The organism is Kushneria aurantia DSM 21353, assembly GCF_000382245.1.
Lineage (GTDB): Bacteria > Pseudomonadota > Gammaproteobacteria > Pseudomonadales > Halomonadaceae > Kushneria > Kushneria aurantia.
In genome coordinates, this window is record NZ_KB907866.1 from 70,964 (window position 1) to 85,082 (window position 14,119).

General features: G+C 64.0%; 14 protein-coding genes and 1 pseudogene. 6 read left to right on the forward strand and 9 right to left on the reverse strand.

The features are described from left to right. Positions 1-6: 6 nt before the first annotated feature. Positions 7-444: pseudogene (locus tag H146_RS18500) on the reverse strand (DUF1348 family protein); the annotation flags it as partial. A gap of 156 nt (positions 445-600) precedes the next feature. On the opposite strand from H146_RS18500, the gene H146_RS0105285 reads away from it, so the two are divergent. Genes H146_RS0105285 through H146_RS18505 form a run of 4 tightly spaced genes read left to right on the forward strand, consistent with a single transcriptional unit; the run spans position 601 to position 3,993 of the window. Continuing rightward, on the forward strand, positions 601-1,620 hold the full coding sequence (locus H146_RS0105285; protein ID WP_019950823.1) for an XdhC family protein: 1,020 nt from the start codon (positions 601-603) through the stop codon (positions 1,618-1,620). Then, the gene (locus tag H146_RS0105290) at positions 1,613-2,209 is read left to right on the forward strand and encodes a nucleotidyltransferase family protein (protein WP_051090973.1); all 597 of its coding nucleotides are present in this window, start codon (positions 1,613-1,615) and stop codon (positions 2,207-2,209) included. The genes H146_RS0105285 and H146_RS0105290 overlap by 8 nt, the downstream gene beginning before the upstream one ends. Next, the gene (locus tag H146_RS0105295) at positions 2,206-2,730 is read left to right on the forward strand and encodes a LabA-like NYN domain-containing protein (RefSeq protein WP_019950825.1); all 525 of its coding nucleotides are present in this window, start codon (positions 2,206-2,208) and stop codon (positions 2,728-2,730) included. The genes H146_RS0105290 and H146_RS0105295 overlap by 4 nt, the downstream gene beginning before the upstream one ends. A gap of 18 nt (positions 2,731-2,748) precedes the next feature. Next, the gene (locus H146_RS18505) at positions 2,749-3,993 is read left to right on the forward strand and encodes a winged helix-turn-helix domain-containing protein (RefSeq protein WP_019950826.1); all 1,245 of its coding nucleotides are present in this window, start codon (positions 2,749-2,751) and stop codon (positions 3,991-3,993) included. A 77-nt stretch (positions 3,994-4,070) separates the two neighbouring features. Here the strand turns inward: H146_RS18505 and H146_RS0105305 are convergent, their stop codons facing one another. The 5 genes from H146_RS0105305 to H146_RS0105325 all read right to left on the reverse strand — a co-directional run bounded on the left by H146_RS0105305 (position 4,071) and on the right by H146_RS0105325 (position 9,714). Continuing rightward, positions 4,071-4,889, reverse strand: a complete 819-nt coding sequence (locus tag H146_RS0105305) for a 5'-nucleotidase, lipoprotein e(P4) family (protein WP_019950827.1) — start codon at positions 4,887-4,889, stop codon at positions 4,071-4,073. Between the two features lie 254 nt (positions 4,890-5,143). Continuing rightward, entirely contained in the window at positions 5,144-5,977 is an 834-nt protein-coding gene (locus H146_RS0105310; RefSeq protein WP_019950828.1) for a hypothetical protein, read from the reverse strand. A gap of 149 nt (positions 5,978-6,126) precedes the next feature. Continuing rightward, positions 6,127-7,065, reverse strand: a complete 939-nt coding sequence (locus tag H146_RS0105315; RefSeq protein ID WP_019950829.1) for a 2-hydroxyacid dehydrogenase — start codon at positions 7,063-7,065, stop codon at positions 6,127-6,129. After that, entirely contained in the window at positions 7,062-8,666 is a 1,605-nt protein-coding gene (locus H146_RS0105320) for a gamma-glutamyltransferase family protein (protein WP_019950830.1), read from the reverse strand. Before H146_RS0105320 ends, H146_RS0105315 begins: the two co-directional genes overlap by 4 nt. Positions 8,667-8,676: 10 nt before the next feature. Next, entirely contained in the window at positions 8,677-9,714 is a 1,038-nt protein-coding gene (locus H146_RS0105325; RefSeq protein ID WP_019950831.1) for a serine hydrolase domain-containing protein, read from the reverse strand. 190 nt (positions 9,715-9,904) lie between these two features. Between H146_RS0105325 and betC the strand changes: the two genes are divergently transcribed. Then, positions 9,905-11,419, forward strand: a complete 1,515-nt coding sequence (gene betC / locus H146_RS0105330; RefSeq protein ID WP_019950832.1) for a choline-sulfatase — start codon at positions 9,905-9,907, stop codon at positions 11,417-11,419. A 254-nt stretch (positions 11,420-11,673) separates the two neighbouring features. Here the strand turns inward: betC and H146_RS0105335 are convergent, their stop codons facing one another. Continuing rightward, complete coding sequence (locus H146_RS0105335) at positions 11,674-12,345, reverse strand: hypothetical protein (RefSeq protein WP_019950833.1); 672 nt, start codon at positions 12,343-12,345, stop codon at positions 11,674-11,676. 333 nt (positions 12,346-12,678) lie between these two features. Here H146_RS0105335 and H146_RS22410 point away from each other — a divergent pair, with 333 nt between their 5' ends. Beyond that, positions 12,679-12,894 (forward strand): DUF736 family protein, encoded by a 216-nt coding sequence (locus tag H146_RS22410; protein WP_051090974.1) that lies wholly within the window; start codon positions 12,679-12,681, stop codon positions 12,892-12,894. 53 nt (positions 12,895-12,947) lie between these two features. Here H146_RS22410 and H146_RS0105345 read toward each other — a convergent pair whose 3' ends face one another. Beyond that, on the reverse strand, positions 12,948-13,508 hold the full coding sequence (locus H146_RS0105345) for a hypothetical protein (RefSeq protein WP_019950835.1): 561 nt from the start codon (positions 13,506-13,508) through the stop codon (positions 12,948-12,950). Positions 13,509-13,512: 4 nt separating this feature from the next. Further along, the gene (locus tag H146_RS0105350) at positions 13,513-14,094 is read right to left on the reverse strand and encodes a ComF family protein (RefSeq protein ID WP_019950836.1); all 582 of its coding nucleotides are present in this window, start codon (positions 14,092-14,094) and stop codon (positions 13,513-13,515) included. Positions 14,095-14,119 lie beyond the last annotated feature (25 nt).

Genomic DNA, 14,119 nt, shown 5'->3' on the forward strand with positions numbered 1-14,119 from the left:
GGGCTGCTAAAGCCCATTCCGGTTGAGACCGGGATGGTTCTCCGGGCGCGGCCCCGGCGCCGGCCAGCGAAAGCGGCGTTCGCTCTCTTCAATGGGGATTTCGTTGATGCTCGCCTCGCGGCGCACCATCAGGCCGCGCTCGTCGAATGCCCACATTTCATTGCCGTAGGCGCGATACCACTGATCGGAACGATCGTGCCATTCGTACTGAAAACGCACGCCAATTTTCGCCTCGTCGAAGCCCCACAGCTCCTTGCAGAGGCGGTAATCGAGTTCGCGCTGCCACTTGCGCTGCAAAAACGTGACGATGGCTTCGTGGCCCTGAAAAAACTCGCTGCGGTTGCGCCAGCGGGCGTCCTCGCTATAGGCCAGTACTACCTGTTCCGGGCGGCGGCTGTTCCATGCGTTCTCGGCGGCGCGCACCTTCTGCAGAGCACTGTCATGGTCGAAGGGAGGAAGCGGGGGGGCGTGGCGTCATGAAGGCTCCTGGGTTCAAAAGCGTCACCATAGCAGCCCTGTCGCAAGAGGGTAGAGCAGGAGGGGGAGTGCTATCCTTTGCAGACTCACTTTTTCCTCTTTTTTGCCGGACGAGGATTGTTCATGCGTCATCTCGATCTTCAGGTGGTTCAGCAGGCGCGCCAGTGGGCGGCCAGCGAGTCTGTCATGTGGCTCTGCACGGTACTGGGGACCTGGGGGTCATCGCCGCGTGCGCCCGGTTCGATGCTGGTGGCGCTGAGCGATGGCCGCTATATCGGCTCGCTGTCCGGCGGCTGTGTCGAAGAGGCCTTTATCGAAAGCCTGCGCGACGGTGCCTTCGAGCGGCCCGCCACTATCATTCGCTATGGTGAGAGTCAGGAGCAGAGTCAGCGCCTGCAGCTACCCTGTGGCGGTATTCTGGAGGTGCTGATCGAGCGGCTGGAGGTCAACGATGAACTCTGTGTTCACCTCGAGGTGCTGGAGGCGACCCTGCTGGGCCAGAAGCGGTTGATCCGACGCGTCGACCCGCACAGCGGCCGCTATCGGGTGATCCTCGACGAGGCGCCCGGCGGGCCGGCGGTGTCGCGCGACGACGAGCAGCGCCTCAATATTCGTATCGGCCCCGCGCTGCGCCTGATTCTGGCCGGTATCTCGCCGGTAGCGGGCTTTTGTGCCCGGTTTGCGCGTTCGCTCGGCTACGAGGTGATCGTCTGCGACCCGCGTGACGACGAGCGCCACGCCTTTATCGCCGCCGGCCATGGCGAGGGCATCGAAGTACAGGCGGCATTGCCGGCGCTGTTCATCGCCTCCGGCGCCTGCCATGAATCGACCGCCGTGGTGGCGCTGACTCACGACCCGCGTATCGACGACCCGGCGATGATCGAGGCGGTGCGCACGCCGGCTTTCTATATCGGTGTCATGGGCTCTCAGCGCACCTCGGCACGGCGTGCCGAACGGCTCAAACGCTCCGGCGGGCTCAACGACGCGCAGATCGCAAGGCTGCACATGCCGATCGGCATGGATCTGGGCAGCAAGACGCCGGCCGAGATCGCGCTGGCCGTGGTCGCCGATGTGATGCGTGTCCATAACGGTCGCGCTGGCAGCTACCGTGACGAGGCGCAGCCGGTCAGTGTCCATGCCTGAGGACAGAGCGAGGGCGTGCCACGGCGTGGCGGCGCTGGTACTGGCCGCCGGCCACGGCCGCCGCTTCGGCAGTGACAAGCGCCGCGCTCGGCTGACGGATGGCCGTACCCTGCTGCGTGCCACCCTCGACAGCCTTGCTCCCTGCTTTGCGACGCCGCTGGTGGTGCTGCGCGCAGAGGATGACGACGCGGCTCTCGAACTGCCCGGCAGTGCGAAGCGACTGCACGTTGCGCCCGACGCCGCCGGTATGGGTGACAGCCTCGCCACGGGTGTAAAAGCGCTGCTGCATGACGCGCCGCATTACCGCGCACTGGCGGTGGTGCTGGGTGATATGCCCGCGGTACGCGAGGAGACTCTGCGCCGACTGTGCACTGCCGCCTCTGCCGAGAACATCGTCAGGCCCGCAAGGGCAGGACGCTGCGGCCATCCGGTACTCTTCGGCCGCCACTGGTGGCCCGAACTGGCCGAGCTCGGTGGCGACGAGGGTGCGCGGGCGCTGCTTCAGCGCCACGCTGCGCAGTTGGTCGAGGTGGCGGTCGACGACGACGGCATTCACCGCGACGTGGATACCCCGGAGGCGCTGCCTTGAACATCTCGTCGTCCGCACCGGCGAGTGCCGCGACGCCTGCCGTGGCGCTGTTCGCCGACGTACAGAATCTCTACTACACCAGCCGCGACGTCCACGGCCGTGCGCCCGACTACCGCGCCCTGTGGCGCCACGCCTGCAGGAGCGAGCGGGTCGCGATGGCCAACGCCTACGCCATCGAGCGCCATGATGCGCGTCAGCAGCAGTTTCAGAACGCCCTGCGCCAGATCGGCTTCAACGTCCGCCTCAAGCCCTTTATTCAGCGCCGCGACGGCAGCGCCAAGGGCGACTGGGACGTGGGTATCACACTGGATATGATCGAGGCTGCCGAATGTGCCGAGCGGCTGGTACTGATGTCCGGCGACGGCGATTTCGTTGAACTGATCGAGCGGCTGCATCGGCGTTTCGGCGTGATCGTGGAAGTCTATGCGGTTGAAGCCCTGACCGCCCGCGCCCTGATCAACGCTGCCGACCGCTTTTACCCCATTGATGACCGCTTTCTGATCGCCGAACGGCGGCAGTGAGCGGCCGTAGAGCAGACCATGACGGATCACCTCAACGCCCGCCAGGCACGCGCCATGACGCTCCGGGCCCAGGGCTTCGGTGTCCGCCGCGACAGCGCCGAGACTGATGGCCGCGCCCTGTTGCGCTGTGTGCGGCGGCTGGGCGCGCTACAGATCGACAGCGTCAACGTGCTCTGTCGTGCCCACTACATGCCGCTGTTCTCTCGGCTTGGCGGCTATGACCGCGCAAGGCTCGATGCCTTCAACCAGGGGCCGCCGTCGCGGCGGCGACTGTTCGAGTACTGGAGTCACGAGGCGTCACTGCTGCCGCTGGAGGACTATCCGCTGTATCGCTTTCGCATGCAGCGCGCCTGCGAGGGCGGCGGTGGCCTGTGGAAGCACCTCGCGCGCTTCGCGCGTGAGCACCCGGACTACCTGGCGGGCGCGCTGGCGGAGATCGAACGCCACGGGCCACTGTCGGCGGCGGAGCTGAGCGGCGCCGGTCGCAGCCGCGGCAACTGGTGGGGCTGGAGCCACGGCAAGTCGGCGCTGGAGGCGCTGTTCTGGTGCGGTCGGGTACTGGTCGCCCATCGGCGCGGCAACTTCGAACGCGTCTATGATCTGCCCGAGCGAGTGGTGGGGCGGCTCGCCCATGAGGTGCCCGCTGTGCCCGAAGAAGCCCAGCGCGCCCTGGTCGAGCGGGCGATGCGTGCCATGGGGGTGGCGACGACGCGCGACGTGCAGCGCTACTTTCGCCTCGACGGCGCCGAGACTCGCCAGCGGCTGGCAGAGCTTGCCGAGGCGGGTGTGATCGCGCCGCTGCGCGTGGAGGGCTGGCCGGACGGTGGCTGGCGCCATGTCGAGGCCCGCGCCGGCCGCCATGCAGCGAACGCCACGGCGCTACTGGCGCCCTTCGATCCGCTGATGTGGGACCGCGAGCGCGCCGCCCGGCTGTTCGACTTTCACTACCGGATCGAGATCTACACCCCGCAGGCGCAACGCCGCTTTGGCTACTATGTGCTGCCCTTTCTGCTGAATGGCGAACTGGTGGCGCGACTCGATCTCAAGGCCGATCGCCAGCGCTCGACGCTGCGGGTGATCGCTGCCCATCCCGAACGCGATCAGCCGCTTGTCGAACTGGCTGCGGCGCTGAGCGACGAGCTGCGACGGTTGGCGGATTTCCTGGCGCTTCGGGAGGTGAGCATCGAGGGCAGCGGCGAACTCGATCGGGCGCTGCACCGGGAGCGGTCGGCCGCTTGTCACAGCGGCCCCGATCGATGGTGAAGGCGTAGAGCAGCATGTTGGCAGGCGATGCCGCAGGTCCGACTGACTGCCCCTCGATGACAGAGATAGCAGCGGCCTCAGCTGTCGCTGGATTGATCCGAGGCATAGTCGGCCGGATGGTCCCAGCCCTGTAGCGGGAGAGTGCTCCAGTCGCCATAGGTGGCATTGGGAAAGACAATCCAGCGGTCGCCGAATTTTTCGGCGTTGCTGGCGACGCCTTCGTACTGCCTGTCGAGGTCGTCGTCGTCAAACAGGCTGGCAAAGTCGTGCAGAGTATCGCCCATCATCAGCACGATCTCGTGATTTTGCTTGACCTTCGCGCGCCGCTCTTCCTTGCTGAGGCCATAGAGTTTGACGCTGTCCTCGGTCACCTGCGGCAGCCCCAGCTGTTTGAGCGTTGCCAGAGTAGCGGGCTCGTTCTCCTGAAAGCGATCGGAGATGTAGTAGATGGCCACGCCCTGTTCGTTGGCGTAGTCAAGAAACGCTTTCGCGCCGGGAATCAGCTTCGGTGTGCCTTCGCGTTCCCAGTTGCTCCAGGTATCCCAGCCGCTGTAGGTGTGGCAGTTTTGCATGTCGCGAATCAGCAGCGCACTGTTATCGATCACCGTTTCGTCGAGGTCGGTGACGACGGCCAGCCGGGAGGGCGCCTTGTCACTGTTGGCCAGCGCCTGCTGCAGACGCAGCCTTGCCAGCGACCAGGCCTGGCGCTGAAGGGCGCGTACCTCGGGCGACTGCTGATAGCGCAGCGCCATGGCATAGGCCGCCACCGGGCACTGCTCCAGCGCCTTCGCGGGCGTCATGTCGGCGTTTTGCGGGGCGGCAACTGCGTTGCAGGAGAGCAGCAGTGCGCCCAGCGTCAGGCCGATAGCAGTGCAAGTCGATGTCGGGTTCATCATGTTGTGTTGTTCCTTGCGTTGGTGTTCAAGGCAAATCTGCCTCTCGAATCACGCTACGTAATTTTATTCGCTCATTCAATAAAAATTCGTGATCAAATGCTGTTGGCCGCCTTCCCGTTTGCGGCGTGATGGGGCAGGGCAGGGGGCAAGGGGAGGCGGCGAAATGGCGACCGAAGACGTCAGTTATCGGGATGGATAAAGGAAGAAGGCGCTCATGCGCTGCAGGAAGCCTTTTACAGGCTGTCTTTGTCGCTCTATACCTTGACCGACAGCGAACCGCCATTGAGCGCGGGCAGGGTTGCGGTGTCGGCCGTCGGGATGCCCCGGGCGCCGTAGAGCTTCGGCATCAGGCTGTCCATCAGGCGATTATCAAGCTTGCGCAGCTGCTCTTCGGCATTTTTCAGCTGGCTGCGCGTGTCGCGGTCATCCTTGTCGGCGATTGACTTGAGATTATCGATCAGCTCCTTGAGCAGCTTGCGCGCCTCGATCAGCGTCTCGCGCAGGGCGCTGTCGTCACCTTCACCAGCGCCACCGCCGCGGCGCTCTTTGCGCTCCTGACTCTCCTGCGGCTGCTCATTGGTGCCGCTGCTGGCTGCTGCGACAGCCTGGCTGGCAGTCGCTTCGGCATCGGCTGCCTTGCCTTCGCTGTCGTGGGTTGCCTGCGACGCCTCGACCTCGGGCATTTTCGACCGCGCAGCCTGTGATAGCGATGCGGCCGGGATGTTCGGCACGCCCGTAGCGCCAGTGGTTGCGCCACTCAACTGTTTGGCTGCATCGCTCAGCTGCCCGGCGATGCTTTTGATCTCGCGGGCGATACTTTTGATCTGTGCGGCGGAGGCGCCGAACATCATCATCGACTGTATCAGCGCCTTGAGCTCCTTGAGCCGCTTGACCAGCATCGCCGCCTTGTCTTCGGCACTTTTGCGCGGCAGTTGTTTGAGTTTCTCGAGCGCCTCGAACTCTTTTGCGAACCTGTCCTGCGACGCTTCGCTGTTTTCCGAGCGGCGCTCACGGGGCGGCGTAGCGGCGGACGCGAGGGAAGTACGCGATGGACTCTGCTGCGGAGAAAAGGACCAGCCGATCTGCATGGGAAGCTCCTCGATGGTCGGCAGCGTCGGGATAGCGTGCGCTGTCTGCAGGTTCTGGAAGGTGAAGGTCCGGCTTGTCCTGTCTTATCGGTCCCGCCGCGAAGAAGCTTTAAATTTTCTTCTGCAGACTCTTCGCGCTCGCCGATCTGTCAGACGGCGCCTCCCGCTGCTGCGCTGTCGGCAAGCTCCTGCTCGAAACGTCGAATGTTCTCCGCCACCAGTCGGCTACCGGTGGGGGCGTCGATCATCGAGGCGATATGCGGTGTGACGGTGATCTGTGGGTGGTGCCAGAAGGGGTGGTCGGCGGGCAGCGGCTCCTGGCGAAAGACGTCAAGGGTGGCATGGGAGAGCCGTGCGCTGGCCAGCGCATCGAGCAGATCGGCCTCGACAAGATGCTCGCCGCGGCCGGCGTTGATCAGCCCGGCGCCTCTCGGCAGGCGGGCAAGCAGGCGATGATCGAGGATGTCGCGGGTGGCGTCGGTCAACGGCAGCAGGCAGACGAGAATCTCGCAGCCGGCGAGAAAGTCGTTCAACTCATCGCCGGCGAAGGTGGTGACGCCGCCCAGCTGATGCGGCGAGCGCGCCCAGCCGCGGGTATCGAACCCCAGAGCCGCCAGGCTTGTGGCAGCGGCGCTGCCCAAAAGGCCCAGTCCCATCACCCCTACGCGGCGCTCGGGAGCCGGTGGGGTGACCTGCGGTTGCCACTCGGCGCGGCGCTGCGCCGCCGCAAGCTGCGGCATGTCGCGATGGTGGCGCAGCACCTGCAGGCAGACGTATTCGCGCATGCGCTGGGTCAGCGCCTCGCCGGTGGTGCGCAGAATCGGCGGCCGATGGGCGGGCAGGGCGTCGGCCGGGATATGGTCGATGCCGGCGCCCAGCGACACCACCGCACGCAGCGCGGTAAAGGGGGCCAGCGCCCCTGGTGACGGCTTCCATACCACCGCATAGCGCACTCGCTCGGGGGCGACCGCCTCGTCGATGGCGGCCAGCCTGAATGCCGGCAGCAGCGGTGCCAGCCGCGCGATCCACGCCGCGACGCGCTCGGCCTGCGGGTGGCAGACCAGTATCACCTCCCTTGCATCGCTCATGGCCGGGCTCCCTGGCGAGGCCGATCACTGTCAACCGCTGTGAAGGGGGCGGGAATGGCACCGCCGCCCACCGGCTGGGCCGGGTCACAGAGCGCTTCGTATTCGCCGCTGCTGTTACGCGCCACGCCGCCGGGGCAGGCGTAGAGGCGTGGAAATACCAGCTGCTGGGCCGGCTCCAGCACATAGTGTTTGCCCAGTTGTGCCAGCACTTGCGGCGCCAGCCGCGGGTCGACGCGCAGCGAGCCGCGATCGCTGGCGTCCAGTCGGGGATGATGCATCGCCTCCTCCAGACTCATGCCGAAATCGGTCATCAGCGCCACCAGTTGCGTTACTGCCGGCATAATAAGGTCGCCGCCGGAGGCGCCCAGTGCGAAGCGGGCGCTGGTGTCGTAGATGCCGATGGTGGGGCACATATTGGAGGAGTTGATACGCTGACCGCCGGCCATTGAGGTGGGGTAGCCGGGGCGCGGGTCGAAGTAGCTGACGCCGTCGTTCATCAGGATGCCGCTGCCGGGCAGCGTGACGCCGGAGCCGAAGCGATTGAGCAGGGTGTGGGTGAGCGCCACCATGTTGCCGTCGCGGTCTGCCGCCGACAGCGAGGAGGTGCAGCCGCCCTGTTCGGTGACCACGCCACGGCGGATTTTATGCTGCCGCCAGCAGTGTTCCAGCGCCGCGGCGTAGCTCAGCCAGCTGCCGGCATCGGGGCGCTCGGGCGGCTGCGGCATCGAGCGTCGGCTGTGGGCGAGCATGTCGCGCTGACGCTCGCCGCCGGAGATCTCCCCCGGCGTATAGAGCGTAAAGCCGCGGTGCTCGGCGCGCATGGCGTCGAACTCGCGCACCCGGTAGGCGGCGAAGTCCTCCACCGACAGGCGTGAGCCGCCGCGCTGCAGGTCGTCGACCATGCGCTCGGCCAGCGCGCCGCGATAGAAGCCCTCGCTGCCGGTAGCGGCGATCTCCTTGAGGCTGGCGGCCAGCCCCGGAATGTGCAGGCGGCTCTCCGGCAGCGCGGGGTGACCGCCGGGCAGATAGATATCGCGGGAGACCGGATCGCGGGCCAGCACCCGGGCGGCAAGGCCGATCTGCAGGCTGGTGAACCAGTCGACGGGATGACCGCGCTCGGCCAGTTCGATCGCCGGCGCCATCACCTGTGCCCGCGACAGGCGACCAAAGCGTTGTCGGGCGTGCTCCAGCCCGGCGACACTGCCGGGCAGCGTCATGGAGGGGTAACCCTCGGTATTGGCGCGATCGGCTACCGCCGGAAACCCCATGGGTGTGTCCGGCAAATCGGGGTCGAGAGGGTAGTCGGCCGGGTCCAGTGTGCTCGCCAGTACGCCCTGAAAGTCGAGCGCCACGGCGCGCTGCTCGGCAGCCAGCCATACCACCATGAAGCCGGAGCCGCCCGGGCCGCTCATCCAGGGTTCGACGGCGGCCAGCGCCCAGCCGCAGGCGACCGCTGCGTCTACCGCGTTACCGCCCTGGTGCAGCATGGCGGCGCCGGCGCGGGCGGCAACCCGGTGCTGAGCGGCCACCGCGCCGTCGGCCGAGCGTACCGGTATGGTGCGTCGCTGCCACTGTTCGGTATCAGCCAGCGATGAGCTCATGGCGTCTCCTCTATGCGCTGTCGTCGGCGCTGGTGTGCTGTGGTTCGGTGGCGCGGATCAGCGCTTCCACCACGCCCTTGAGACGGTCGTTGTAGCTGCCGTTGGAGGGCGGTGTGGGGTCGGAGGTCATCACCACCGTCATGGCGCGGTCGGGGACCACGAACAGCACCTGGCCGCCGTAGCCGCGGCCGTAGTAGACCCGGCTGCCGGCCAGCTCGTCCATGAACCAGCCGTAGCCGTATTGGTCACCGCTGTAGACCGAGCGAGTGCGCGGCTGCCAGCTCTGCTCGACCCACTCCGCGGAGAGTACCCGCTGGCCGTTGAACTCGCCCTGCAGGCGGTACATCTCGCCAAAGCGCAAAAGCCCCAGCGGGGTGATGCCCATCTCGTTACCGCCGAAATAGACCCCTTCGGGGCTCTGTGTCCAGGGCGGAATGGTGATCCCCAGCGGCTCGCCCAGCCAGTCGCGGGCCAGTGCCAGCGTCGAGCGGCCGGCGGCATCGGTGAGCGCCGCCGACAGAATATGGCTGTTGCCGGTGGAGTAGAGCATCGGGCCGCCGGGCTCGGCGACGAAGGGCCGGGCGAGGGCGTTGCGCGTCCAGTTGCCGCTGGCCACCCAGCTGCCGTAGTTTTGCCCCGAGGTGCGCTCCAGCCCCGACTGCATGGAGAGCAACTGGCCCACCGTGATGTCGTCAAGGCGCGGGTCGGGGTCGGCGGGCAGCCGGGAGGGGGCGAGCAGCTCGACCACCGGCTGATCGGCGCTGCGGATAATATCGCGATCGATGGCCGCGCCCACCAGCGCCGAGATCAGTGTCTTGGAGAGCGACTTGATGTTGGCGGTGGCATCGGTGCGGTGGCCGCGAAAGCTCTCGTCGATCACCGTGTCGCCGTCGATGGCCACCACCAGCGTATGGGTACGCGGCAGTTCACCGGCGCGCTGAACAATGTCGTCAAGGCGGTCGCGCTCGCCCGCGGCGCTGGCCGGTGTCGCCAGCAGCCCCAGCGACAGCAGGGCCGGAGAGAGGGGGAGAAGCAGTCGTGACAGCATGGCGTTGGTTTCACCGAAGGTATGGAGATTTTCAGCGTAGCGGAGATCGGCGGATATCAGCAGTCAGGTTCTGGATTTGGGGTAGCCCCAGCTCAGCCTGGCCTCAGCGGTCAAAGAAGTTGCTGGTCATGGCTGGCGCTGCGCCATCATCCTGTGTAGGGTCAAATCCGGCGACTACAAGGAGAAGTTGATGACGCGCCCCAATATTCTGGTCCTGATGGCCGATCAGGTGAACGGTACGCTGTTCGAAGACGGCCCGGCGGATTTTCTGCACATGCCGAATCTCAAAAAGCTGGCCCAGCGTTCGGTGCGTTTCCGCAACGCCTATACGCCCAGCTATCTCTGCGCGCCGGGCCGCGCTGCCTTCATGTCGGGCCAACTGCCGTCGCGCACCGGCGTCTATGACAATGCCGCCGAGTTTCCCTCCAGTGTGCCCACCTGGGCCCACCACCTGCGGCGTGCCGGCTATGAGACCTGCCTGTCGGGCAAGATGCACTATGTCGGCCCCGATCAACTGCACGGCTTCGAGTCGCGCCTGACCACCGATGTCTATCCCCCCGACTTCGGCTGGACACCGGACTACCGCCGCCCCGGCGAGCGCATCGACTGGTGGTACCACAACCTCGGTTCGGTAACCGGCGCCGGCGTTGCGGAAATCTCCAACCAGATGGAGTATGACGACGAGGTGGCGTTTCACGCCGAGCAGAAGCTCTATGACCTCGCGCGCGGTCAAGACGAGCGCCCCTGGGCGCTGTGCGTCAGCTTCACGCACCCCCACGACCCCTACGTGGCACGGCGCAAGTTCTGGGACCTCTACAACGACTGCGATCACCTCGAGCCGCAGGTCGGGGAGATTCCCTACGACCAGCAGGATCCCCACTCGCAGCGCATCTTCGATGCCAACGACCACACCAAATTCGATATTCAGCCGGAGAATGTGCGTCGCGCCCGCCAGGGTTACTTCGCCAACCTCTCCTACATCGATGACAAGGTCGGCGGCATTCTCGATGTGCTGGAGCGCACGCGCATGATGGACAATACCATCATCCTGTTCGTCTCCGACCACGGCGACATGCTCGGCGAGCGCGGTCTGTGGTTCAAGATGAGCCCCTATGAGGGGTCGTCGCGGGTACCGCTGATGGTCGCTGCCCCCGGCCTCGAGCCCGGGCGTATCGACACGCCGGTGTCGTCGATCGACGTCAACCCGACGCTGGCCGATCTGGTCGGTATCGACCTGAGCGCCATCGAGCCCTGGACCGACGGCGAGTCGCTGGTGCCGCTGATGAAGGGCGGCGAGCGCAGCAGCCCGGTCTACATGGAGTACGCCGCCGAGGGCAGCTACGCGCCGTTGGTCACCATTCGCAAGGGGGACTGGAAGTTCAACCACTGCGAGCTCGACCCGCCGCAGCTCTACAATCTCACCGACGATCCCCATGAGCTGACCAACCTGGCCGAGAGCCCCGAGTATCACGCCACGCTCACAGAGTTCACCCGCATGGCGATGGACCGCTGGGATATGGCACGCTTCGACGCCGATATTCGGGAAAGCCAGGCGCGCCGACTGATCGTCTATGAAGCGCTGCGCAACGGCCACTACTACCCCTGGGACCATCAGCCGCTACAGGTTGCTTCGGAGCGCTACATGCGCAACCACATGGACCTCAACGTGCTGGAGGAGTCGCAGCGCTTCCCGCGCGGCGAATAAAGCAGGTCCGCTTTGTTGAACCATAACCCGCCCCCTCGCAGGAGGAGGCGGGTTTTTTGTGCCCTGCCATCCCTGGCGGGCACCCTTCTCGGGCCGCCACGCGCAAGGCCCAGACCATGAAGGGGTATTGCCACACCTTCATGCGCCTTGGTTTCGGCCAAGGCGTTTTGCTTTGAAGGAATCGAAGTCAAGAAATAGGTGCGCCGAATCCCGCCCCGAAGGCATCGAACCCCAGGGGCCGGAAGAATCTCGCGTTACTTCTTCGACTCGGGCTTGGAAATTGTCGCCATTAACGCCTCGGGATAGGCGACCTCTTGTTTCACCCGCTGCCATTCCGCTTTGAGGATCGCTTCCGTATGTGTCTGTGCTTCGCCGACAAGCGCTAGCATGCGGCTGACACACTCCCGATTGGCGTCCAAGGTATTGGCTCCCTGCATTTTATTCATCACATATCGGATGTTGTCGAGGCACTGACGAAGCTGGATATGCAAGTCTTCAGTCGGATTGAGTCGGAACATGATGCGTATATGCCCTTCGTGATGCTCCCGCTCGCGTTTGCTATTTTCCGGAGAGAACTTGTCGGCTTCTTCTTGATGAATCTGATCCACTTTGGCTGGGGCGTATATGCCATCTTCATCCTTGGCTTCGCTTTCAACTCGCTGCGCTGCTTCCATGCGCAAACCGTCCCATTTCCAGATTATTTCCTGCGACAAGGCAAGATGGAACGCCATGTCTATGCGCAACTCGTGTATCCAGTGCTGGCGCTTGTCGGCGATGAAAGAGGCCGTGGATCGATGCGAGACCAAGTGCTGGAGGTCAAGCTGCTTTCTGACTTGGCTCCGGCCGAGATAAGCAATCAGAAACTGAACCAGTACGCCGCAGGCCGCGACACCCACTGTCAGCCATTGCTCAGTTGTCAGAGTCATTTGAATCCATCGTCAGAAGATTGGCGAAGTAAAAAACTATAGCTACTCACGCACGCAATTGTCGAACCTTTGCGTGTCGGCGCGATCTACCGCCGGGCTTTCGGGCCGAGTCCCGTGCCGTCTTCGCCGTCATGGCCATTCGCCACCAATCTCTCACGCCTTCGCGCCTGCGGCGCTGCGCGCTTTGCTTGCACCCCGCCGTAATGGGCGGGGCTTGTGGGGCTACGCTCCGGAATGCTGCGGCAAGTTGTGCCAAAGTGTGCCGTCCTCGACGCTGGAGGTTCGCGCCTGTACGTCATGAAGGACGGTTTACCGACACGCCACGCCTAAACAATGTCGTCGCAATCTGCGACAAGGAGTGTTCTCGCTCGTCGTTGGGGTATTGGCCTTGCCCGCGTCAGGGCGCAAGCCTGCGAAGCCGGGCGGGATTATCTGTCGTTGGCCATCGACGATCCTTCGTTCCCGGCAACGGTCTATGCCCGCCTGATCGAAGGCGAGAACGGCACGCACGACCTGATCTGGTCGCGCAGCAAGCCACAGGCGGCGTGACTGCCGCCCACCGCGCCCCGCCGATTGCGGCGGGGGCGGTGAAGCACCGTCAGTCAATGCGCGAACATTTCACTTTGCTCGTACTTCAAGGCGTTGAGCCTCGAAAATAGGCCAATTTTCTGTTCGGCTTTCATATGGGCATGGGAACTCATGCGGCTCAATAAAGTGTGTAATTGCTCCAGGTTCCCGACGTTCACGAAGTCTTTGTCCTTGTTAACGAAGACTACGGCCTTTTTCTTTTGCTGCAACAGCTCCAGCACGTTGCTCAACGTCCCGGTACTCTTGGCGTCCCAGATCATCAACCCGTAGTCCGCGACTCGCGCCATCTCTATATCCTTAGCCGTGAAGAACGCGCGAGTACCGGGAGCAGCCTTGGCAGCCACGTAGTGAACAGGCCATCCCCCAAGATTGTTGCGCGGATTTTCTCCGCTGCAAAACACAGTGGTGTGCTGATCCTGCTTTTCAGCGAGGTAGCTCTGAATCGACGAATCCGCACCATCCGCGTCACCTACCACGACACCAAAACCGGACTCTATGATGCGATCAAGTCGTTCCTTAACCTGACGATCAAGGTTTTTGATATTGATGGATCCTGCTACAAATATAGTGGTCATGGTTTCATCTCCAGGTGACGGCCGCCACATAGATACGGTCAATTTTCCGGTAGGTGCGTAATGCCGTGCAAGCTGCCTCCAACGATGCGCCCGTGTGAAAGAGATCATCAACAAGCAATGCGTTCCAACGGCCTTCGTTACTGATGCCCTCGTGCAGCGTGAAGCTATCGGCCAAAGCCGCCTGCTTATCCGCCTTGCTTGTGAGATCCTTCAACTGCTGGCCGTTGGCCGTTTTAGTGAGCAATTCATCGAAAACGGGCTTGCCGACCAACCTGCCCAGTCCCAGCGCGAGTTCCGTCACTGGTTGGCGGTTTCGGAAATTCGATGCAGGCATTGGCACAATAAGACCGACCCGATCAAATCGCGGATAGATCGACTCACTTAGCTCAGCGGCCAGCGACTCAACTTGGCTGAAATCTCCCCTGTATTTTAGCTGAAACAGAGCTTCCCCTGCTTCGGTGCGAGTAGTGTTCCAAACGGGATAGCCCAGCGCATTCTGACCCACGACTTCGCTGTGTAGGGAATGCTTATCAAGCACGTACCCCGCGTCCCAATTGCCAGCAATTTGCCTGATGTTTACTTTCATCACGAAAACTTCAATTCAAAAAATG

Bases quoted from the DNA above. Each gene is read 5' to 3' on its own strand.
- H146_RS0105285 (WP_019950823.1), top strand. From the start codon at position 601: ATGCGTCATCTCGATCTTCAGGTGGTTCAGCAGGCGCGCCAGTGGGCG.
- H146_RS0105290 (WP_051090973.1), top strand. From the start codon at position 1,613: ATGCCTGAGGACAGAGCGAGGGCGTGCCACGGCGTGGCGGCGCTGGTA.
- H146_RS18505 (WP_019950826.1), top strand. From the start codon at position 2,749: ATGACGGATCACCTCAACGCCCGCCAGGCACGCGCCATGACGCTCCGG.
- H146_RS0105305 (WP_019950827.1), bottom strand. From the start codon at position 4,889: ATGATGAACCCGACATCGACTTGCACTGCTATCGGCCTGACGCTGGGC.
- H146_RS0105310 (WP_019950828.1), bottom strand. From the start codon at position 5,977: ATGCAGATCGGCTGGTCCTTTTCTCCGCAGCAGAGTCCATCGCGTACT.
- H146_RS0105315 (WP_019950829.1), bottom strand. From the start codon at position 7,065: ATGAGCGATGCAAGGGAGGTGATACTGGTCTGCCACCCGCAGGCCGAG.
- H146_RS0105320 (WP_019950830.1), bottom strand. From the start codon at position 8,666: ATGAGCTCATCGCTGGCTGATACCGAACAGTGGCAGCGACGCACCATA.
- H146_RS0105325 (WP_019950831.1), bottom strand. From the start codon at position 9,714: ATGCTGTCACGACTGCTTCTCCCCCTCTCTCCGGCCCTGCTGTCGCTG.
- betC (WP_019950832.1), top strand. From the start codon at position 9,905: ATGACGCGCCCCAATATTCTGGTCCTGATGGCCGATCAGGTGAACGGT.
- H146_RS0105335 (WP_019950833.1), bottom strand. From the start codon at position 12,345: ATGACTCTGACAACTGAGCAATGGCTGACAGTGGGTGTCGCGGCCTGC.
- H146_RS22410 (WP_051090974.1), top strand. From the start codon at position 12,679: ATGTCGTCGCAATCTGCGACAAGGAGTGTTCTCGCTCGTCGTTGGGGT.
- H146_RS0105345 (WP_019950835.1), bottom strand. From the start codon at position 13,508: ATGACCACTATATTTGTAGCAGGATCCATCAATATCAAAAACCTTGAT.
- H146_RS0105350 (WP_019950836.1), bottom strand. From the start codon at position 14,094: ATGAAAGTAAACATCAGGCAAATTGCTGGCAATTGGGACGCGGGGTAC.